This window comes from Parapontixanthobacter aurantiacus (assembly GCF_009827635.1).
GTDB classification, from domain to species: Bacteria; Pseudomonadota; Alphaproteobacteria; order Sphingomonadales; family Sphingomonadaceae; genus Parapontixanthobacter; species Parapontixanthobacter aurantiacus.
The window spans coordinates 67,049-87,757 of sequence record NZ_WTYW01000005.1 but is presented as its reverse complement, the minus strand read 5'-3'; the positions used below and the strand labels follow the sequence as shown (position 1 = coordinate 87,757).

Sequence of the window (20,709 nt, the reverse complement as noted above, 5' to 3'; positions counted from 1 at the left end):
ATGTCGCCCTCAGTCGAGGTTCGGTCGTATCCACCGTTCCGCCGTTGCGAGATCCACTTCCCGACGCTCTGCATAATCCTCGAGCTGGTCGCGCCCGACGCGGGCAACTCCGAAATATTCGGACGCCGGGTGCGCGAAGTAGAAACCGCTCACCGCCGCCGTGGGCAGCATCGCGAAGCTTTCCGTCAGCTGGACTCCGGTCTTTGCCTCGGCCTGCAGCAGATGGAACAGGATCGGCTTAAGGCTGTGATCGGGACAGGCAGGATAGCCCGGCGCGGGCCGGATGCCGCGATACTGCTCCTTGATCAGCGCCTCGTTCGTCAGCTGCTCGCCGGGGGCATAACCCCACAGATCGGTCCGGACGTGCTGATGCAGGCGCTCCGCGAAACTCTCGGCGAACCGGTCGGCGAGCGCTTTCAGGAGGATATCGGAATAGTCGTCGTTCTCCGCCTTGAAGTGGGCGATATGATCGTCGATCCCGTGGATCGATACGGCAAACCCGCCGATCCAGTCGTCGCTCTCGTCGATGAAGTCCGCGAGGCAGAAATTCGCCCGGTCGCGGCTTTTCTTTACCTGCTGGCGCAGAAAGGGAAGGCGCACGCCATTGCCGAGAACGACGTCGTCGCCTTCGCGTCGGGCGGGCCAGAAGCCGCAAACGCCCTTCGCCGTGAGCCACTTCTCCTCGACGATCCGATCGAGCATTGCCTGCGCGTCGGACCAAAGCGCTCTGGCGCTTTCCCCGACGACCTCGTCTTTCAGGATGGCGGGATAGTTGCCGTGCAATTCCCAAGCGCGAAAGAACGGCGTCCAGTCGATCGTCTCACGCAGATCGGCCAGCGACCAGTGGTCGAAGACGTGCAGGCCGGGCTTCGCCGGTGCCGCCGGTTTTTCGTCCATGTCGGCGACGAAGGCGTTCGCTCTCGCCTCGGCCAGCGGCATGAGATCGGACTGCCCCTTGTTCGCTCGCTTTGCCCGGACGTCTTCATATTCGGCGGCAGTCTGCTCGACGAAGGCATCGCGCTGCGTGTCCGACAGCAGGCGACTTGCGACGCCCACCGCCCGGCTCGCATCGAGCACGTGCACGACCGGCCCTTCATAAGCCCCGTCGATCTTGAGTGCGGTATGCACCTTGCTGGTCGTGGCCCCGCCGATGAGCAGCGGCATGGTCATGCCCGCCGTCTGCATTTCCTCGGCGACGGTGACCATCTCGTCGAGCGAAGGAGTGATGAGGCCCGAAAGCCCGATCATGTCGGCATCGTTGTCGTTCGCCTCGGCGAGGATGCGTGACCATGGGACCATCACGCCGAGATCGACGACTTCGTATCCGTTGCACTGCAGAACCACGCCCACGATGTTCTTGCCGATATCGTGCACGTCGCCCTTGACCGTCGCCATGACGATCGTGCCCTTCTTCTTGGCCCCAGCTTCCTTTTCCGCCTCGATGAAGGGGATGAGGTGCGCCACCGCCTTTTTCATGACGCGTGCGGACTTCACCACCTGCGGCAGGAACATCTTGCCCGATCCGAACAGGTCGCCGACGACATTCATGCCGTCCATCAGCGGGCCTTCGATGACATGGATCGGCTTCTCGGCGTTCAGCCGGGCTTCCTCGGTATCCTCGACGACATGAGCGTCTATGCCCTTGACGAGGGCGTGTTCGAGCCGCCTCTCGACTGGCCATCCGCGCCATTCCGCGGCCTGCCGGTCATCTTCCTTCGAGCGTCCCTTGTAACTTTCGGCGAGCGCGATGAGCCGCTCGGTCGCGCTTTCTTCGCCCTCTACGGGGCGCATCAGGATCACGTCCTCGCATGCATCGCGCAAATCGGGATCGATCTGATCGTACACGTCGAGCTGGCCGGCATTGACGATCGCCATGTCGAGCCCTGCGGGAATGGCGTGATAGAGAAAGACCGAGTGCATCGCCCGGCGCACCATCTCGTTTCCGCGAAAGCTGAAGGAGAGATTGGAAAGGCCGCCGCTGGTTTTTGCATGGGGGCACGCAGCCTTGATCTCGCGCACGGCCTCGATGAAGTCGAGACCGTAACGGTCATGCTCTTCGATGCCGGTCGCGACCGCGAAAACGTTGGGATCGAAGATGATGTCCTCGGGCGGAAATCCGATACCGGTCAGCAGGTCGTAGGCCCGCTTGCAGATTTCGACCTTGCGCTCCTTCGTATCGGCCTGACCCGTCTCGTCGAATGCCATGACAACGACCGCCGCGCCGTAATTCATGCATTTGCGCGCCTGTTGTAGAAATGCGTCCTCGCCCTCCTTCATGGAGATCGAGTTCACGATCGGCTTGCCGCTGACGCATTGCAGGCCGGCCTCGATCACTTCCCATTTCGAACTGTCGATCATGACCGGAACGCGCGCGATATCGGGCTCCGCGGTGATCAGCTTGAGGAAGGTCGTCATGGCCTGCTTCGCGTCGAGCAGCCCCTCGTCCATGTTGACGTCGATGATCTGCGCGCCGTTCTCGACCTGCTGACGCGCGACCTCGACCGCGTCGGCATAGTCGTCGGCCATGACGAGCTTCTTGAACCGGGCGGAGCCGGTAACGTTGGTGCGTTCGCCGATATTGACGAAGCGCGCGGTCGAAAGGTCGGACATTTACTGGCTCGCTTTGGCGGCAATCGGACGGGCAAGCACGAGATCGTCGTAGCTCTTGCAGGCGACGGAGAATGTTCGCGTACCGATCTGCTCGAACCCCTGTTTGCGATAGAAAGAAATGGCGCGGTGGTTGTCGTTCTTTACGCCGACGAGAAGCCTCTCGCTGTCCCCGCTGCCCCTTATTGCCGCGTCGAGCAAGGCTGCTCCGACCCCGGCACCATGAAAGCGCGAGAGGGCATATATGCGTCGCAATTCGCGATCGCCCGGTTCCGCTGCCTCCAGATCGGGTTCGTAAGTAAGCGCATAACCGGCCGGCGCCGCGCCCGGTTCGACAAGCGCCAGCCAGGCTGCCGCGCCCTCGTTCAACAAGTTGCGATAGGCATCCGGGGTATGGGCGCTCGCGCAATGATCGACGATCGCCTGACCATCGACGAGACCTGCATAAGTTTCCGCGAAAGTGGTCGCGCCGATCAGCGCAAGCCTCTCCGCATCCGACGCATCGGCCGGGCGAATGGTGACTTCCGGCAAGTTCATGCGGCGATCGTAAAGGGTTCGAGGCCGGCGAGCCGCATCTTGGTATCGCGCTCGGGAATCTTGCGTCCCGGCATCCCGGCAACGGCACGAGCCATGGCGGCGATGTGTTCGGGCGTCGAACCGCAGCAGCCGCCCAGGATATTGACCCGGCCGTTTTCCGCCCATTGCCTGACCAGTCCCGCCGTTTCCTCGGGCCGCTCGTCATATTCGCCGAGTTCGTTGGGAAGCCCGGCATTCGGATAAGCCAGCAGCAGCGTGTCGGCGATGCTCGACAAGAGCTGGACGTGCGGACGCAACTGCTCCGCACCGAAACTGCAATTGAGACCGATCGCAACGGGATTGGCGTGGCGTACGGCATACCAGAACGCCTCGACCGTGTGACCCGACAGGTTGCGGCCCGACAGGTCGGTCAGGGTCAGTGAGATCATGAGTGGGATGTCCCGCTCCATCTCGTCGGCCAGTTCGCGCACAGCCATGATTGCCGCCTTGCAATTCAGCGTGTCGAAGACCGTCTCGATCAGGATGCAATCGCACCCGCCCTCGACGAGCGCAGCGCACTGCTCGCGATAGACGTCCTTCACTTCATCGAACGTGACTTCGCGATAGCCTGGGTCCTCGACCTGCGGCGAGAGGGACAGGGTCTTGTTCGTCGGGCCGACTGCGCCGCAAACGAAGCGTTCGATACCGTCCTTTGCCTTTGCCGCGTCCACCGCTTCGCGAATGATGCGGGCCGCCGCGCGGTTGATTTCCCCGACCAGTTCCTCCGCCCCGTAATCCGCCTGGCTGATGCGGTTCGCATTGAAGGTATTCGTCGCGAGAACCCGCGCACCCGCCGCAATGTAGCGATCGCAGATGCTTCGAATGACCTCGGGCTGCGTCAAATTGACGAGATCGTTATTGCCTTTCTGGTCGGCGGACAGGCCGGTTTCGCCTGCATAGTCCTCTGCCGAGAGCTTCGCGTTCTGGATCGCGGTCCCGTAAGGACCGTCCTTGATGAGGATCGCTTGCGATGCCTCCTCGATCAGGCGCTGACGAACGTTCATGCCGCGACCTCCGTTACGTTGTTCGTTTCGGGCCGCATGCCGAGCATGTGGCAGATGGCGTAGGTCAGGTCAGCGCGATTGAGCGTATAGAAATGAAAATCGCGCACGCCGCCTGCATAGAGGCGGCGACACAGTTCCGCAGCGATGGTGGCTGCCACCAGTTGCCGCGCCGCCGGGCGCTGATCGAGCCCCTCGAAAAGACCGTCCATCCAGTCGGGGATCTTCGCGCCGCACTGGCTGGCGAACTTGCGCGCCTGAGCGACATTCGTGACCGGCAGGATGCCGGGAATGATGGGCGCATCAATACCCTGCTTCGCCGCCGCATCGCGAAAGCGAAAGAAGGTCTCCGGAGAGAAGAAGAACTGGGTTATCGCGCGGCTCGCGCCAGCATCGAGCTTGCGCTTCAGATTGTCGATGTCGGCTTCGGGGCAGGTCGCGTCGGGATGCGTTTCCGGGTAGGCGGCGACCGAAATATCGAAGTCGGCGATGTCCTTGAGCCCGGCGACGAGTTCCATCGCATTAGCGTAGCCGTCGGGATGAGGTTCGAACGCCGCACCGGGTTCGCCATTATCCCCTCGCAACGCGACGATGTGGCGCACGCCTTCCTGCCAGTATTGCTCTGCAACTTCGCGAATTTCAGCCTTGCTCGCCGCGACGCAGGTCAGGTGGGCGGCTGCCGGAATGCGTGCTTCGCGAATGATGCGCGAGACCGTCGCATGCGTGCGTTCTCGCGTCGAACCGCCAGCACCATAGGTCACCGAAACGAAGCCGGGCCCAAGCGGCACGAGTTCCTGGATCGCATCCCACAGCTTCGCTTCCATCTTCTCCGTCTTCGGCGGAAAGAATTCGAAAGAGGCCGAAATGTCGCCCTTCAGGCCAGAGAAAAGCGGGGTGTCGAGCGCCATGCGCGCTTCGTTCATTTCGTCGAGCGAACGGATCATGATGACAAGACTTTCCTGACGGTTTCATCGCCGGCGGCACCGACGCGCCGCGCGCACCATATCTTGACGACCAGCTTGCCGCCTTCGAGCGCGATGGGCCTGCGTGGCTCGTAACCCACGGAGGCAAGCACATGCTCCATATCGGCATCGGCAAAACCGAGGCGGGTGTGCGTATGGCGATCGCGCAGTTCCTCAAAATCATGCGAAGCGAAATCGACGATAACGATCCGCCCGCCGGGTCTTGATACGCGCGCCGCCTCGGCCAGCACGCCAGCCGGGTCCTGCGCGAAATGCAGCACCTGGTGTAGCATTACCGTGTCGAAGCTTTGTGCCGGAAAGGGCAGATCGCCGAAATCGCCCTGGACCAGTTCGACCTTTTCAGGCGGCAGGTTCTGCAATTTGGCCCGCGCTATCCGAAGCATTTCGAGACTCTTGTCGAGCGCGACGATATGGTCCGCACGCGGGGCGAAGAGTTCCGCCATCCGGCCCGTGCCGGTCCCGACATCGAGAAGCCGACCGATCGGCTCCTCCTGAAGAGCGTCGGACAGCGCCTGCTCGACCTTTCTGTCGGAGGAATGAAGGCTGCGCAACTCGTCCCAGTCGGCGGCATGACGTTCGAAATAGGCGTCGGCGCTCGCTTCGCGGGATCGCCTGATCGCATTGAGCTTGCGCCGATCGCTTTCACACAAAGAGCCGAACTCGGCATCCTCGCGCTCGGCATGGACGAGCAACCGCGCTACCCCATCGAGCAGGGGCGAACGGTTTTCCATGACCGGATGCGCGCGAAGGAAAACCCAGCTGCCCTCGCGCCGACGCTCCGCCAGTCCGGCATCGCACAGGATGGCGACGTGACGCGACACGCGCGGCTGGCTCTGGCCCAGAACCTGCGCAAGTTCGCCGACAGCCAGTTCCATTTCGCCCAGCAGGCGCAAGATGCGCAACCTTGTCGCATCGGCAAGTGCGCGAAAGATCGTTTCGGTCAGCATGGTTCGGCGACCAGGATATAAAGATATTTTTATATGTGTAAATCGGTTTTCCTCGCATGGTTCGGGGCGACGAGACCGAAACTTCGTTCAAGGAAAAATTAACCTTTTTCGTTCAGCATTTCTCAAACGCGTTCGAAAGGTACCGGAACAAGCTCGTCATGCGGGAATGCCGCTCATCCTATGCACAGACGCAGACTGGCGGAATGACTTTTCCGGCGGTCAGGAACTGTGGGTATCGCGGCGATGTTTGACCGGACAGGCCGACTGATCGCCGAACGCACGAGACTGGTCGACGATCTTGTCGCGATGATGAGTATCGAGGAATTGCTCGGCCAGCTCGTTATTTACGATTTGTCGAAGGAAAACTCGAAAAACAGCCTTTCGGATAGCCTTGTCGCCGCACTCGAACGCGGCGAGGTCGGCACTTTGTGGCTCGACCGGAAAGTCGCGGGGGATCCGCGCCCAATCATTGCGGCAGCCAGCGATGTTGCGGTTGGCAGAAGCAGGCTCGGCCTGCCGCTTCTGACTGCCTGTAGCCTCGAAGGCGGTCATTGGACAGCCTTCCCCTCTTCCCTCGCAGCAGCCGCCAGCTGGGATCCGGAAACGATTGCGCGAATGGATCGGATCGCCACGATCGAAGCCACCGCAGACGGGGCGAACTGGGCCTTCGGGCCGAGCATCACGGCGCGGGGCGCGCGCGAACTGGCGGCGGAAGAGCCGACCCTGGCCGCGCGCATCGTCGCGGCCCGTATTCGCGGCATTCAAGGGGACCGTCTCATTCGTCCCGATACGATGCTGGCTTCACTCGAATGCCGCATGGCGCGCAATTCGGTGCATGGAGAAGATACTGCAGCGATCGACGACTTCCTGCCTGCCTATCTCGCGGCTGCGCGCGACGGGAGGGTAGCCAGCGTTACGTTCGAAAAGAAGGAAGAGGGACAGGAGTTTCCGATCGATCCGCTTGGCGTCAATTGGGATTTCGGCGCGATAGTGCTGTCGAAATGGTCGGAGATCGTGCGACGCGCACTCGGCGATGCGTTCGATGGCGAGCGCTCTCACACCTTCCCGGTCGCCGCCGTAGCAGAGGCAGCACGCGACGGACAGGTTCCGCTCATCGAGATCGAGGATGCCGCACGCCGCGTTCTTGGGGCCAAGTTCGATCTCGGCCTGTTCCGCGACCCTTCGCTCTATCTGCGACGCGAGCGGAGCGGCAGCGCGGGTTTGCCCGACATCCATCGCGAAGTTGCACGCGACATTGCACGCAAATCCGTCGTGCTGCTCAAGAACAACGATGCGATCTTGCCGCTCGACACGACTGTCGATCGCTCGATCCTGCTTCTGGGACCGCTGGCGGAAGACAAACACTTCGCGTTAGGCGGCAATGCCCGCTCCGTTGCCGCAACCTCCCTGCACGAGGGGCTGCTGAAGCAGGGATGCTTCGTACGCCAGTTACGCGGCCTTGGACAAGGCGCGGCCGACGAAGAGGATCGGGAGGGCAATCTCAGCCGCGCGGACCGCATGGCGATCGGCCTCGCTTGCGACGCCGCCGGGAGGGCCAGCCGGATCGTCATCGCCATTGCCGCCGATGCGGACGACCCGGCCAGCCTGCGGCGTGAGAAGCAATTGGTGCTCGCCGTTGCCAAGACCAATCCGAAGGTTGTGCTCGTCGTCCTCAATGACGGGCGCGCCGATCTCGGCTGGGCTGCACCATTCGTCGCCTCGATCGTCTTTGCCGGTCGCCTCGGCGTTGCAAGCGGCGAGGCGCTTGCCGAGATCCTCTGCGGAACCTTCAATCCCTCCGGGAAGCTGCCCGTTGCGCTCACGACCTTTGACTTGCGCGACGAACGCGAAAAGGTGCTGTTCCCCCTCGGACACGGTCTCGCCTATACCGCCTTCACATATAGCGACGTTTCACTGGAACTGGCGCAGGATCGCGTCATCGCGTCCTTCGCCCTGCGCAACACCGGGACAATGGCAGGCACCGAGACGGCGCAATTGTATCTCAGGCCATGCAATCCCGACGGCGAAGCCCGTCCGCTCCGACTGAAATGTTTTGCCCGCGTGGCTCTCGAACCCGGCGAAATGCGCAAGATGACGTTCGACCTCGCGGCGGGCGAGTTCGGTCGTTATCGTGCGGACGGTCGCCTCGCGCTCGATCCGGGTCGCTACGAAATTGCGATCGGCACGAGCAGCCAGCGAACCATTTCCCGCGAAATCGAACTGCCAGCCGATCTTGCCCAGGCCATGCTGCGCTTTGCCGGAAGCCGTTCGAGCGAACGAGGCGCACTTGCCTCGGAAAAGCCGGAAAGCATTTCGAGGCTGACGGGCTGAGGAGACAAAGCCGTCAATCCCCGCTTGTGCCAAATCTCCTGATCGCGCAGAGGCAGCGCCCATGACGAGCGTTTCCGGCAAACCTGACAAATCCGGAGACGGGCTTCGGCTCCGCCGAGGCCTGCTCGCCAACGCTCTCTCGCTCATTCTCAGGATTGCGACGCAGCTGGGGCTGTTGCCGCTCCTTTTCCTGTTCTGGTCGGAGGCGATGATCGGGCGATGGCTGATGCTGTTTTCCCTACCGATGATCTTTCAGACGGTTTCGACGGTGTTCTTCGCCGCCGCATCCAACCACGTCCTTTCGGAAAAGAGCGATCCTGCGGTTTTCAGACCGATTTTCCGGTCGAGCATCGTGCTGGCGGCCACTGCGACGCTGCTGCTCCTGTTGCTCGCAGTAGCTTCGATCCTCGCCCTGCCGTTCGCCGGGATCGTAATCGACTGGTCGCCGGAAATGCTCACTGCACTCGGCATCTTCGCGGGCTACGTCGTCGCGACCCTGCCCCTCTCGGCGATGGAAGTGCCGCTGCGCAATGCGGGCCGCTATCCCGACCACGTCGTTCTACAAGCGACGGCAACGGCGGCCGAGGCGATTGCGATCGCTGTTTGCGTCGTGTTGGGAGGGGCCATCGTCGAAGCGGCTTTGGCCATGCTGGGAGCACGTATCGCCTTCTCCGTTATCGCGTGGCTCTTTGCCCGCCCCGCACGGTCCATGCGAAGCGAGGCCGGTTCGTCGTCAGTTGGGCAAAGCTGGCGCGCGATCGTCCCACCGGCGCTCGGTTTCATGGCCCTTCCGGCCGTACATGCCCTCAACCTGTCGGGCTATACGCTCCTCATTGGCTTCGCCTTCAGCCCCATTGTGCTGGCAGGCTTTGTCGCGACGCGCACCATCGTCAGGCTCTTGGATCTGGCAACGAACTTCCTGTTCGCCTCGCAATATTACGAGGCGGCGCATTTTGCCGGTTCCCCGATCGATCGAAGCGATCTCTTGCGGCGGCTGTTCGCGACGACGACGTCGATCACGATCATCGCGGCGAGCGGTTTCGCAGCCCTGCTCTGGCTTACAGGCCCCATGCTTCAGGATTGGCTGACATCCGGAAAGACCGAATTCGACCGACCTGTCGCAATGATGCTATGTCTTGCCGCATCATTGCGCCTGTTGTCAGCCAGCCCCACTGCTTTGCTGTCCGCCGTCAACCGGCACGTTGCGTTCGCCAGCATCTATCTGGCCTTCTCGATCACCGCTTTCCTCATTGCGGTTGCCTTGGCCTTCGGCGGAGCCAGCCTTTTCACGGTCTGCGTTCTGCTCGTCGTAGCAGAGCTCGGCCAGTTCGTGCCCGCCCTCCTCAGCGCGACCAAGGCCGCCAATACGTCGCCCGGAGCCTTCGTGGCTTCGCTTTTCTCGGGGCAAAGATTTGGTGACATGCAGCTTTTCATCAAAGGCCTGAAACGGCGCAAAACTTAATCGGCGGTCTGTTCCTTCTTCGCTCGCGCGATTAACCATCACTATTGTCATGGACGCGCTCTACCCTACGACCCTGGCGGCAGCGTTGCTTGTTTTCCTGGCGACCTGCGTCATCTATTTCCGGCAGGAACAGGCCTCGGTTGCGCACCCGGCCACCTTATACCTTGCCTTTCACGGTTTCGTTTTCGTCTTTCGCCCGATCATCGCCTGGCTATACGACTTCGATTTCGTCTATCGGCTTTACGAATTCCGCCCCTCCATCGGGGACAAGCTGACCGTCGTCGTCGGAGCAACGTTGGCCATGCTCGTCTTCGTCACGGCCAGTCTTGCGTTCTGTCGGAGAAACGTTCCGGAAGTCGCTGCAGAGAGGTTCGCGGCGGCACGCGCGATGTTCGCCAAGCCTGTCCTGCTCACGACCGTGCTGCTGGCCCCAGCCGCAATCTATTCGCAGATCGGCAACTGGTCGCGCCGCGCGAACGAGTTCGACACCATGGTTCGCGACGCGGCGACCGGCGTGCAGGTCAATACGGTCAATGTTGGATGGCTCACCGATCTGGGCCTCATCCTCGCGCCCCTCTCGGTGATGGTCTTGTGGCAAAGCCGCTATCGCTGGTGGGGCTGGCTGTTCTTCGCCGGTTTCGCCCTCCTCCAGTCGGGCAGCGGTACGCGCGGTCCGCTCGTCTATGCGGTTCTGGCGATAGGCATGCTCTATCTGCTGGAACGCGGTCGCCGCTGGGTCGATCCGCGCAGCTTCGCGCTGCTCGCCATGACGGCTCTAGCTTTCAACGTCATCGTGATCGACCGCGGCAGCGCAGTGCGACAGATCTTCGTCGACGAACCGCAATCGAGGCTCACCAATCTGCGCGACCTGCAGCCCCTCGAACACATGGACTTCGCGAACATGGAGTATTTCGAGTATGTCGTTCACGCGGTTCCGCAACGCACCGGCAGCTACGACTACTTCGCGAACAATCTGCAGATTTTCACCGAACCCGTCCCGCGTGCGCTTTGGAAGCACAAGCCGGTGGGATCTCCGGTGCAGTTCTTCAATTTGTGGGATTACGGCAAGCCCATCGGCATCACCGTTTCGATGCCAGGCATCGGCTGGATGTCGCTCGGCTGGATCGGCATCGTCATTCAGTCGCTCGTCACGGCTCTCGCCTATGGTCTCGCCTATCGCTGGCTGGCTGTCAGACGTGCTGGTCCGGTCGCGTTTTTGAGCTACGTCCTCGTCGCCGCGACTGCGATCGTTGTCTTTCGCGACGGAGCGCTGGTTTCGGTCATGCGGGTCGTGCCGTTCTATCTCGGACCGCTGGTCGTCGTCCTGCTGCTGGCGAGGCTCTATGGCTGGCGCCAGTCCCCGACAGTCCAAATCAACATGGCAGCACCGGACCCCGAAGCGTCACCGCGCGCACGGCGGGAGCGGCTCGCCGAAATGGTGGCCGAGCGCTAGCGCCGGTCGAGGTCCATCCTGATACCCACCCAGAAGGTGCGCGGCGCCCCGAGGTCGAGCGAGCCCCCCGAATTGCGCATCACAACTCTCTCGTCCGTCAAGTTCTCGCCGCGGAAGACGAGTTGCAGATTATCCGTGACGGGGATATGGGCATAGATGCCGAGTGTCGTTGCTGCGGGCAGCGGATCCGTTTCGAGGTCACCCTCGAATTGCTCCGCGACGTGCCGAAGGGTGAGCGCGACGTTCCAGTCTTTTGCCGGACGATAGGACAGCGCCGCTGCCGCCGAGAAACTGGGAACCTGTGGCGGCCTGTTCCCGTCGAGAGCAAGGGACGGTCCACGTCCCTCAATCTGCGCATCGGTATAGGACAGTGTTCCGTCGAAAGCGATCCGACCGAGATCGATGCCGAGATCGAATTCCAGACCACGCGCCTCGATCGCGGGCAGGTTCTGCCGCTGCCTGAGATTCTCCTCCAGCGTGACATTGGCGATCGCATCCTCGACGCGGTTGTCGAACGCGGTCAGTGCCAATTCGACGCCGGTTTGCGGAACGATGTCGAAGCCTACCTCGAACCCTTCCAGACGCTCGTTCGTGAGATCGGGATTGGCGAGCGTTTCCACCGGAAAGACGACGAAGGGCCGGTACAACTCGTTCAGTGTGGGGACGCGCTCTCCGCTATAGGCGGCAGCGCGCAAAGCGAAGGCGTCGGTCACACGGTAGAGCACGCCGGCACGATAGGTCGCGGACCAGTCGCTGCGGTCGGGCGCATCGAGCCTTTCGGTCACGACGTTTGCCGGATCGCGCCGAACGAAGAAGCCGCCCGTGACGCGTGTCAGGCTGGCGCGGATGCCGCCGCTCAGCACCAGTTTCCCGTCGAGCGCTCGCGGTGTCCAGTCGTCTTCCAGGAAGAACCCGAGATCGGACGTCGCACCTCCTGCGCTCCGTCGTTCGGTCAGCGCACCGCTGAACGCGCTATAGGCATCTTCCGATAGCGTGCCGCTCGCGCGCCGGTAATCCGTCCCGATCCTGAGAACATGCGTTTCGGCGACCGGCGGTTGCAATTCGATCTTCCCCCCGATGCCCGTCGATGGGGTGGACCGTTGGTCGAGAACGCGCGTGAACCGGGTCGAGGAGATCACGACGTTCGAGAAGTCGCGTGCTTGAATATAGGCAAGCGCATCGAACGCCCATCCGCCGCGTCCCACCAGTCTCAGCGACGCATTCTGTCCTTCATTCGTGCTGTCTGCCCCCTCGAAACGCAGCGTTCGCCGGTCGTCGTAAACCAGCGCATTGGCCTGCAATTCGATGTCCGAAGTGACGGGTGCGACGCCGCGCAGAGAGAGCGACCAGTTGTCGAAAGATGCTCGCGCCGAGGCGGGAACACGCTGATCCTCGGGCGTCGTGAAGAAGCCCTTGCCCCGGTCCCATCGTCCGCTCGCGGTGACGAAGCCTGCGCCGAGACGAGAAGACAGGATCGCGCTGCTTTCGGTTTCACCACGATCGTTCGCAAGGATGCGCCCTTCGAACGGTGCAAGCTCGCTATAGCCTGCACTTTCGAGCGCGATCGTTCCCGCCAAGGCGCCCGAACCGAACGGTCCCGACCCGCCGCCGCGGGTCACCGTGATCGATCCGAGCCGCTCGGGCGCGACGGAGTTGAAGGGGACGTAACCGAAGAAAGGGTCGGCAATCGGTACGCCGTCAAGCGTGACGAGCGCGCGGCTCGTTGCATTGCCGCCCAGTGCTCGCAAGGTTGCTCCCTGCGCAGTCGGATTGGCAGAGCGGCTGTCGGACCTCCTGAATTGCTGGAAGCCGGCGACCGCGCCCAAGACATCTTCCAGCCGACCGGACGGCGTGGCGATGATTTGCGCGCGTTCCAAGGTGATCGAGGAATAGGCGGGAGCGGCGGGCGTTTCGTCCAGCCCCTCGCCTGTGACGACAATGACGTTCTGCGGCTCGACCGGCGTTGCGGTTTCGGAACTTTGCTCGTCATCCTGCGCGGCGGCGGGGGCCAGCGGCAGCAGGATTGATGAGGCGATAAGCGGCAAAATCGTGCGAATGGTCGGTTTTATCGGGGGCATGGGACAAGCGCCTCAAACAATAGGCGCAGGATTGCAAGCCGTTTGCCTCGACGCGGACCCGTGCTTGTGCGAAGGACAGTTGCAAATTACAATCGATCTGATCATTATTGCTGTAGGGAGAGACAGGCAATGGGTCGCGAGAACAACCAGTCCGGCGCGGACGAAAGCCAGAGCCATTTCGACGTTCTCATCGTCGGGGCGGGCATTTCGGGCATCGGCATGGCGGCGCATCTGCTCGAAAAATGCCCCGGCAAGAGCTACGCGATCCTCGAACAGCGCGAGAAGCTCGGCGGAACGTGGGACCTCTTCCGCTATCCCGGCGTCCGCTCGGACAGCGACATGCACACACTGGGTTTCGAATTCGAACCCTGGCGGCACGAACGCAGCATCGCCGAAGGCTCGACGATCCTCTCCTATCTCGAGCGCATCGTGGACGAGCGCGGCATCCGCCCTCACATCCGTTTCTCGCACAAGGTCCTGAAAGCCGATTTCGACAGCGCAAGAGCCCGCTGGAACGTGACGATCGATTGCGATGGCGACCGTCGGCGGTTGACAGCGAGCTGGCTCTATCTCGGATCGGGCTATTATGATTACGACACGCCCTACGACCCGGGGTTCGCTCTCGGCGAGTTCGAAGGGGAGGTGCTGCATCCCCAGTTCTGGCCTGAAGATCTCGATTATGCGGGCAAGCGCGTCGTGGTCATCGGATCGGGCGCGACGGCGGTTACCATCGTTCCCTCGATGGCCGACAAGGCGGCGAAAGTGACGATGCTTCAGCGAACCCCGACATGGATGTTCGCCCGACCGGCGAAGGATCGCATCGCCAACTTCCTGCGGCGCGTCCTGCCGATCGAAACGGCTTACAAGCTGACGCGATGGAAGAACATCCGCTTCCAGGACTACGCCTTCAAGATGGCGCAGAACAAGCCGGAGAAGGTCAAGGAAAACCTGAAGAAGCGCATCGAGGAACTGCTCGGCGACAAATATGACGAGGCGACCTTCACCGCGCCTTACAATCCGTGGGACCAGCGCCTTTGCCTGGTGCCTGACGACGACCTCTTTGTTGCCATGAAGGAGGGCAAGGCCGACATCGTCACGGGCCGCATCAAGGCGTTCGAAAAGGACGGCATAAGACTGGAAGACGGATCGTTTCTCCCCGCCGACATCATTGTGACGGCGACCGGGCTGCAACTTGCCATAGCGGGGAAGATCGACGTCGCGATCGACGGTGAACCGGTCGATTTTGCCGAGCGCTTCTACTACAAGGGTTGCATGTTCTCGAACGTGCCGAACCTCGCGGTAGTGTTCGGCTATCTCAATGCTAGCTGGACCCTGCGGGCGGATATCAACGCCGATTACGTCTGCCGCATCCTCAAGAAGATGGACGAAAGGAAAGCGAACATCGCTTACCCCCGCCTGACTGCGAGCGAGGAAAACCAGCTGGAAGAGGACGACGTCTTCGACTTCTCGAGCGGATATATCCAGCGATCCAAGCATATCATGCCGAAAAACGCGGTTTCCTATCCCTGGCGGCTCAATCAGGAATACATTCTCGACAAGAAGCGCATGGAACGCGACCCGGTCGATGACGGCATACTTACCTTCACCACCGAGTTTCAGCGCGAGACGTCGGACAGCACATCATTCGAGGCGGTCGATTGAGAAACGCCTTTCGTTCGTGCGGGCATTTGCCTAAACGGCAAGCCTGATGACCGACGGCGCTTCGACCCCTTCCGCAGAACGTATCTATACCGCCGGCCTCGTCATTATCGGCGACGAAATCCTGTCGGGGCGGACACACGACAAGAACATCGCGCAGGTCGCGTCCTGGCTTCAGGTGCAGGGGATCCGCCTGGCCGAGGTGCGCGTCGTGCCCGATGTGGAGACCCGCATCGTCGAGGCCGTCAACGCCCTTCGTGCCTCGAACGACTACCTCTTCACGACCGGCGGCATCGGCCCGACCCATGACGATATCACCGTGGATGCGGTCGCCGCAGCGCTCGGCGTCGAGGTCATCGTGCATCCCGAAGCGCGCGCAATCCTCGAGCGCTATTATGCGGACAAGGGCGGCCTCAACGAAGGGCGGCTGCGCATGGCGCGGACGCCGGAAGGCGCCGAACTCATCGCCAATCGCAAGTCGGGCGCGCCGGGCATCAAGATCGGCAATCTGTTCATGATGGCAGGCGTTCCGCACATAGCCGCGGGAATGCTCGATGCGCTCACCGGAACGCTCGAAGGTGGAGCGCCGCTCGTCAGCGAAACGGTCGGCGGCTTCATTCCGGAAAGCGAGGTCGCCGGCATTCTGCGCGAGATCGAAAAAACCCACGAAAACTGCCAGATCGGCAGCTACCCCTTCTTCCGCGAAGGGCGCGTCGGCGCGAACTTCGTCATCCGTTCGACCAGCAAGTCAGACGCGGAAAGCTGCCTTCACAGCCTCTGCGACGCCCTTTCAGCCGCGGGTTTCGACTTTACGCCGGGCGGTATTTGACCGGCTTTTCACAATGGCACCTAAGAGGGGTCTAACGGCACCGAACGCCTGATATCGGTCGGCGAGCCTGTTCTCAGCCGCGCTCGTCCTCTTCCAGTTCGTGCCGCAATTCGCGTGCCCCGCGTTCGCCCTCGACTTCCTCCCGGCGAGAGGTCGAGCGGCTGCGAATGAATGCGTAGACGATCGCGGCGATTAGCAGGACCGGCCCGAGGATCGTGACGAGTGTCCAGATGGATTCCATGATTAGCTCCGGCAAAAATAAAGAGGTTTCGCTCGATCAACGCACGAGAGGCCTTTGCTTTCCGCCTTCATGGGTTCGCCGACGCGAAGGTCATCGACATTTAACCCCGCCGCGCTAGAATTCGCCGCAGAACCATGCGCAGGGTCGGGGGGCCGCGTGACCGAATTCGTCGTCTTCTGCCTGATCGTCGCGGTCATCGTTCTTTACGCGGAGCTGGAGAAGGCGAAGCGGCAGCTGTCCGCCCACGAAGAGCGGCTCGACGCGAATGCCAGCGCCCTTTCCGAATTGTGGCGGCGCAGCGCAGAAGCCGAAAGCTTTTCGGCTCAGGAAGATCGTCCCATCGCGGCCGTTCCCGGAAGCGAGCCGCAGGACGAAGTTCCGCCAGAAGAACCCGTAGCCGAAGACTTCCCGGAAGAAACCCTGCCCGCCGGAGAACCGGTCATCGCCGCGCCCCCGCCCGAAAGCGCGGACCGGGTCGGACGGTCCGACTTGCCCACCCCCATCTATGTCGATGCGCGCCGCACCGAGGCCGAAACGGACGCACTCTCCGGCGAAGCGACCGGACCAAGCTGGCGCAACTTTTCCTTCGATTTCGAGGATTTGTTCGGCCGCCGCCTGTCCATCTGGGCGGGCGGCGTCACGCTTGCGATTGCAGGCATATTGCTCGTGCTCTTTTCAATCGAACAAGGCCTGCTGTCGCCCGGCGTAAGGGTCGCATTGAGCTTCTTGTTCGGCGCAGCCCTCCTCGCGGCGGCGGAACTCGCTCACCGGTTCGAGGCGCGCCTCGCCGATCCCCGCGTGCGTCAGGCCCTCGCCGGGGCGGGCATCGCGACGCTTTATGCCGCCTTCTATCTCGCAGGAACGACATACGCCCTGATCGGAGCAGGCATCGCCTTTGCCGGTCTCGCCGCGGTCACGGCTGGCGCCATCGCACTATCCTATCGCTATGGTTTGCCCTGCGCGGTTCTCGGCCTCGTCGGCGGCTTCGCTGCCCCGGCCCTCGTCGAGAGCGATTCGCCCAACATCCCCCTGCTGACGGTCTACCTGACGCTGGTCGTGGCCGGTCTCGCCTATACTTCGCGCCGCCAGCATCGCCCGTGGCTCGGCCTGGCGGCGCTGGGCGGCGGCTTCGTCTGGGCGTTCTTCCTGCTCGCCGCAGGTATCGAGGAGACCAGTTCCTTCGCGGCAGTGGGGTTCTACCTCATCGGTCTCGGCGCTCTCCTGCCGCTCCTGCTGGCGAGCATGTCGGCGAAGGTCTGGCAGCGGATTGTCGCCGCCGCGCTCGCAAGTTTCCAGATGGCCGCGCTGATCGTGCAGGGCGGTTTCGATACGCTGACCTGGAGCCTCTATTTGTTGCTCGCGGCGGCCATCGCCTTCCTCGGTTGGCGCGACAGAAAATTGCGCGAAGCGAGCGGTGTGGTCGCGATGATCGCGGTTGCCCTGCTGCTGTTCTGGACCGATCCGTCAGGCGCGACCTTCGTCCTTATCGCAGCCATCGTCGCCGCGATCACGGTCGGCGTTCCGCTCGCAGCAATTTGGCTGGACCGGCAGGTTTCTGTCGATCTGTGGCAGGTCGCGGCAATCCCGCTGGGCATTGCCGTTGCAGCGTTCGACCAGTTCGGCTGGTCGCCGGACGATAACACGCGCTTTTACCTGACGGCGGGTATCGCCACCCTCGCCGTGCCGCCCGCTCTTGCCGCCTTCCGCCTCTGGGCTGCGGAACCGGCACGCACCTTGGACCGCCCGCTGGTCGAGCGGTTCCACGCGCCTGTCGCCAGCGCCTCGCTCCTGGTGATCGGCGCAGGGATGATCGCCCTGCCCGGCTGGAGCTGGCCCTTCGTCGCAGCACCGGTGGCGATGGTCGTCATCGCACTGGAACGTCGGCGCAGCGCGGCATCGCTCGTCCCGCTGTCGATCGCCGCGGTCGCGTTGAGCGTCTTCCTGCTGTTTACGGATAACACCGCGTTTCAGGAAATGGACCGCTTGGGCGGTTACGAGCCTGCTGATCCCGACCTTGCCGCATGGCTTGCAGCATTGCGCTGGCTCGCGACGCTCGCTCCCCTCGCTTTCCTCATCCATGTCACCGCAGGAGGAGCGACCCGCACAGTCCGCACGACCGGGCGAGCAGCACAAATAGTGGCGGCCGGTATCGCTTACGGAGCGCTGGCGCAGGTCGTTCCCTTCGATGCGCTGTTCTGGGTTCTCGCGGCTTTGGCGGCGACCGTCCTGTACTTCCAGCCGCGCCTCGTTCCCGCATCGTTGGCAGCGCTCGGCATCGCCGTCCTTGCCGCCATCGACCCTGCCGGACACTGGATCGGAAAGGGGATGCGCGCGCTGATGGGCCTCGAATGGCTGCTCGAAGCGCCGGAATCGTGGCGCGCAGCGGTCTTGCGCATCCTTCCCGTGGCGGCCCTTTCGGGGTTCCTCGTCTGGCGCCCGACCGCGCTCGACAGGTTCTCGCGGCACGGTCTTGCTATCCTGAGCGGGATTGCCGGGACGATTGTCGCCCACACGCTCTACAAGCACCTTTTCGTCATCGAGACCGCCTCCCGGTTCGTCACGCTGGGCCTGCCGGAGCGGATGGTCTGGGAAGCGGCACTCGCCGTTGGAGGCTTTGCCCTCATGCAGCGAAACCGCGCCAGCTTGCGCAATGCGGGCGCTGCGTTGCTGGCCGCGGCAACGCTGCACTACCTCTATTTCACCATCCTGCTGCACAACCCCCTGTGGGATGCGCAGGCGGTCGGGAGCATCCCGGTCGTCAATCTGCTCCTGCCGATGTATGCCATCGGCCTCGTCCTGGCGTGGCGGGCCGTGCGGTCCTTCCCGGAGTTCGGCAGCGGGGTGCGCCGCGTCGCCGATACGGCGCGCATGGCGCTGATCGTGCTGCTCGGCCTGTCGCTGCTGCGTCAGATCTTCGCCGGTTCCCTGCTGACGAGCGCGCCGATGGGCGGGACGGAGGACCTGCTGCGGTCCCTGCTCGGCATCGTCCTTGCCATCGCGTTCCTGTTATGGGGCGCACGCACCGGAACGCGCAGCTGGCGCATCGGATCGCTGGTCGTAATGCTGGCGTCGGTCGCCAAGGTGTTCCTCGTCGATGCGGCGGGGCTCGAAGGGTTGCTGCGGATCGCCAGCTTCATGGCGCTGGGCTTCAGCCTCATTGGGATCGGCTGGCTTTACTCGCGGCAGTTGAAGAGCCAGTTGCCGCCGCCGGAAGAGCAAGACGCTACGCCGCAGGCTGCATAGAAAAAGCCGGAGACCATCGCTGCTCCCCGGCTCTTCATGTCATTGTCGCAGCCGAAAGGGGACTGCGGTCACGCCCGCGCCGGCGCTTCAGGCCAAATGAACTACGCCCCTTCGACCTCGGACAGGTCCATCTTGAGGCCCGGTCCATGCGTCGAGGTCAGCGAAATCTTGCGGACATACTTGCCCTTCGCGCCGCTCGGCTTCGCCTTGACGATCGCATCGGTGATCGCCTTGAAGTTGGCTTTGATGTCCTCGTCCTTGAAGCTCATCTTGCCGATGGCGGAATGGATGATGCCCTGCTTTTCGACGCGGAATTCGACCTGGCCGCCCTTGGCGTCCTTCACGGCCTGTTCCACGTTCGGCGTGACCGTGCCGAGCTTCGGGTTCGGCATCAGGCCCTTGGGGCCCAGCACCTTGCCGAGACGACCGACGACGCCCATCATGTCGGGGGTCGCGATGACGCGGTCGTAATCCAGATTGCCGTTCTGCATATCTTCCATGAGGTCTTCGGCACCGACCTTGTCAGCTCCGGCAGCGGTCGCCTTCTCGGCATTCTCGCCGCGTGCGAAGACCGCGACGCGCACTTCCTTGCCCGTGCCGCTCGGCAGCGAGACCATGCCGCGCACCATCTGGTCGGCGTGACGTGGATCGACGCCGAGGTTCATGGCGACTTCGAGCGTTTCGTCGAACTTCTTGGAAGCGTGCTCGCGCAGGGTCGAGAGAGCCTCGTCCATGGTGTAGAGCTTCTCGTTGTCGAGCTGCTGGCGCTGCTGCTGCTTTTTCGTCTGCTTTGCCATGGTCTCAGCCCTCCACCACTTCGAGACCCATCGAACGCGCGGAGCCTTCGATGATCTTCATTGCCTGGTCGATGTCGTGCGCGTTGAGGTCGGCCATCTTGGCTTCCGCGATTTCCTTCACCGCGCTCGCCTTGATCGTTCCGACGCTGACCTTGCCCGGTTCCTTGGAGCCGGACTTCAGCTTGGCGGCCTTCTTCAGATAGTAGCTCGCCGGCGGGGTCTTCGTCACGAACGTGAAGGAGCGGTCGGCATAGACGGTGATGACCGTCGGGATCGGTGCGCTCTTTTCGAGGTCCTGCGTCGCGGCGTTGAACGCCTTGCAAAATTCCATGATGTTGACGCCGCGCTGGCCCAGAGCCGGGCCGATTGGCGGAGAGGGATTGGCGGTGCCGGCGGGCACCTGCAGCTTGATGTAACCTTCGATCTTCTTGGCCACGGATGGCCTCCTTTCACACTGTCGGACAGCCCCGGCGAGAACCTCGCCTTACTGGGGCCACCTCAT

The 20,709-nt window shown here is 62.7% G+C and carries 15 protein-coding genes; 6 read left to right on the top strand and 9 right to left on the bottom strand.

The window, feature by feature from the left end; all coding sequences use genetic code 11:
- Positions 1-9: 9 nt before the first annotated feature.
- The 5 genes from metH to GRI38_RS13220 are packed head-to-tail and all read right to left on the bottom strand — an operon-like array spanning position 10 to position 6,114.
- A complete protein-coding gene (gene metH / locus GRI38_RS13240; protein WP_160685089.1) occupies positions 10-2,610 on the bottom strand; it encodes a methionine synthase in 2,601 nt (866 codons plus the stop codon).
- Complete coding sequence (locus tag GRI38_RS13235; protein ID WP_160685086.1) at positions 2,611-3,144, bottom strand: GNAT family N-acetyltransferase; 534 nt, start codon at positions 3,142-3,144, stop codon at positions 2,611-2,613.
- Entirely contained in the window at positions 3,141-4,187 is a 1,047-nt protein-coding gene (locus GRI38_RS13230) for a homocysteine S-methyltransferase family protein (protein ID WP_160685083.1), read from the bottom strand. The genes GRI38_RS13235 and GRI38_RS13230 overlap by 4 nt, the downstream gene beginning before the upstream one ends.
- Positions 4,184-5,128 (bottom strand): methylenetetrahydrofolate reductase [NAD(P)H], encoded by a 945-nt coding sequence (gene metF, locus GRI38_RS13225; RefSeq protein ID WP_160685080.1) that lies wholly within the window; start codon positions 5,126-5,128, stop codon positions 4,184-4,186. Before metF ends, GRI38_RS13230 begins: the two co-directional genes overlap by 4 nt.
- Positions 5,125-6,114 (bottom strand): ArsR/SmtB family transcription factor, encoded by a 990-nt coding sequence (locus GRI38_RS13220; protein ID WP_160685077.1) that lies wholly within the window; start codon positions 6,112-6,114, stop codon positions 5,125-5,127. The genes metF and GRI38_RS13220 overlap by 4 nt, the downstream gene beginning before the upstream one ends.
- A gap of 243 nt (positions 6,115-6,357) precedes the next feature.
- Between GRI38_RS13220 and GRI38_RS13215 the strand changes: the two genes are divergently transcribed.
- The 3 genes from GRI38_RS13215 to GRI38_RS13205 all read left to right on the top strand — a co-directional run bounded on the left by GRI38_RS13215 (position 6,358) and on the right by GRI38_RS13205 (position 11,360).
- Positions 6,358-8,445, top strand: coding sequence for a glycoside hydrolase family 3 C-terminal domain-containing protein (locus GRI38_RS13215; protein ID WP_160685074.1), 2,088 nt, complete (start codon positions 6,358-6,360; stop codon positions 8,443-8,445).
- 61 nt (positions 8,446-8,506) lie between these two features.
- Positions 8,507-9,907, top strand: coding sequence for a hypothetical protein (locus GRI38_RS13210; protein WP_160685071.1), 1,401 nt, complete (start codon positions 8,507-8,509; stop codon positions 9,905-9,907).
- Between the two features lie 49 nt (positions 9,908-9,956).
- Entirely contained in the window at positions 9,957-11,360 is a 1,404-nt protein-coding gene (locus GRI38_RS13205) for an O-antigen polymerase (protein ID WP_160685068.1), read from the top strand.
- Here GRI38_RS13205 and GRI38_RS13200 read toward each other — a convergent pair.
- A complete protein-coding gene (locus GRI38_RS13200; protein ID WP_160685065.1) occupies positions 11,357-13,438 on the bottom strand; it encodes a TonB-dependent receptor in 2,082 nt (693 codons plus the stop codon). The two genes, GRI38_RS13205 and GRI38_RS13200, sit on opposite strands and share 4 nt — an antisense overlap.
- 129 nt (positions 13,439-13,567) lie before the next feature.
- On the opposite strand from GRI38_RS13200, the gene GRI38_RS13195 reads away from it, so the two are divergent.
- Positions 13,568-15,100, top strand: a complete 1,533-nt coding sequence (locus GRI38_RS13195) for a flavin-containing monooxygenase (protein WP_160685062.1) — start codon at positions 13,568-13,570, stop codon at positions 15,098-15,100.
- A 46-nt stretch (positions 15,101-15,146) separates the two neighbouring features.
- Complete coding sequence (locus tag GRI38_RS13190; protein WP_160685059.1) at positions 15,147-15,926, top strand: competence/damage-inducible protein A; 780 nt, start codon at positions 15,147-15,149, stop codon at positions 15,924-15,926.
- A gap of 73 nt (positions 15,927-15,999) precedes the next feature.
- Here GRI38_RS13190 and GRI38_RS13185 read toward each other — a convergent pair whose 3' ends face one another.
- The gene (locus GRI38_RS13185; protein WP_160685056.1) at positions 16,000-16,167 is read right to left on the bottom strand and encodes a hypothetical protein; all 168 of its coding nucleotides are present in this window, start codon (positions 16,165-16,167) and stop codon (positions 16,000-16,002) included.
- Between the two features lie 156 nt (positions 16,168-16,323).
- Between GRI38_RS13185 and GRI38_RS13180 the strand changes: the two genes are divergently transcribed.
- Complete coding sequence (locus GRI38_RS13180; protein WP_160685053.1) at positions 16,324-19,410, top strand: DUF2339 domain-containing protein; 3,087 nt, start codon at positions 16,324-16,326, stop codon at positions 19,408-19,410.
- Positions 19,411-19,511: 101 nt separating this feature from the next.
- Here GRI38_RS13180 and rplA read toward each other — a convergent pair whose 3' ends face one another.
- Both rplA and rplK read right to left on the bottom strand, forming a co-directional pair.
- The gene (gene rplA / locus GRI38_RS13175; protein ID WP_160685050.1) at positions 19,512-20,207 is read right to left on the bottom strand and encodes a 50S ribosomal protein L1; all 696 of its coding nucleotides are present in this window, start codon (positions 20,205-20,207) and stop codon (positions 19,512-19,514) included.
- Between the two features lie 4 nt (positions 20,208-20,211).
- Positions 20,212-20,643 (bottom strand): 50S ribosomal protein L11, encoded by a 432-nt coding sequence (gene rplK / locus GRI38_RS13170; RefSeq protein WP_160685047.1) that lies wholly within the window; start codon positions 20,641-20,643, stop codon positions 20,212-20,214.
- Between the last annotated feature and the right edge of the window lie 66 nt (positions 20,644-20,709).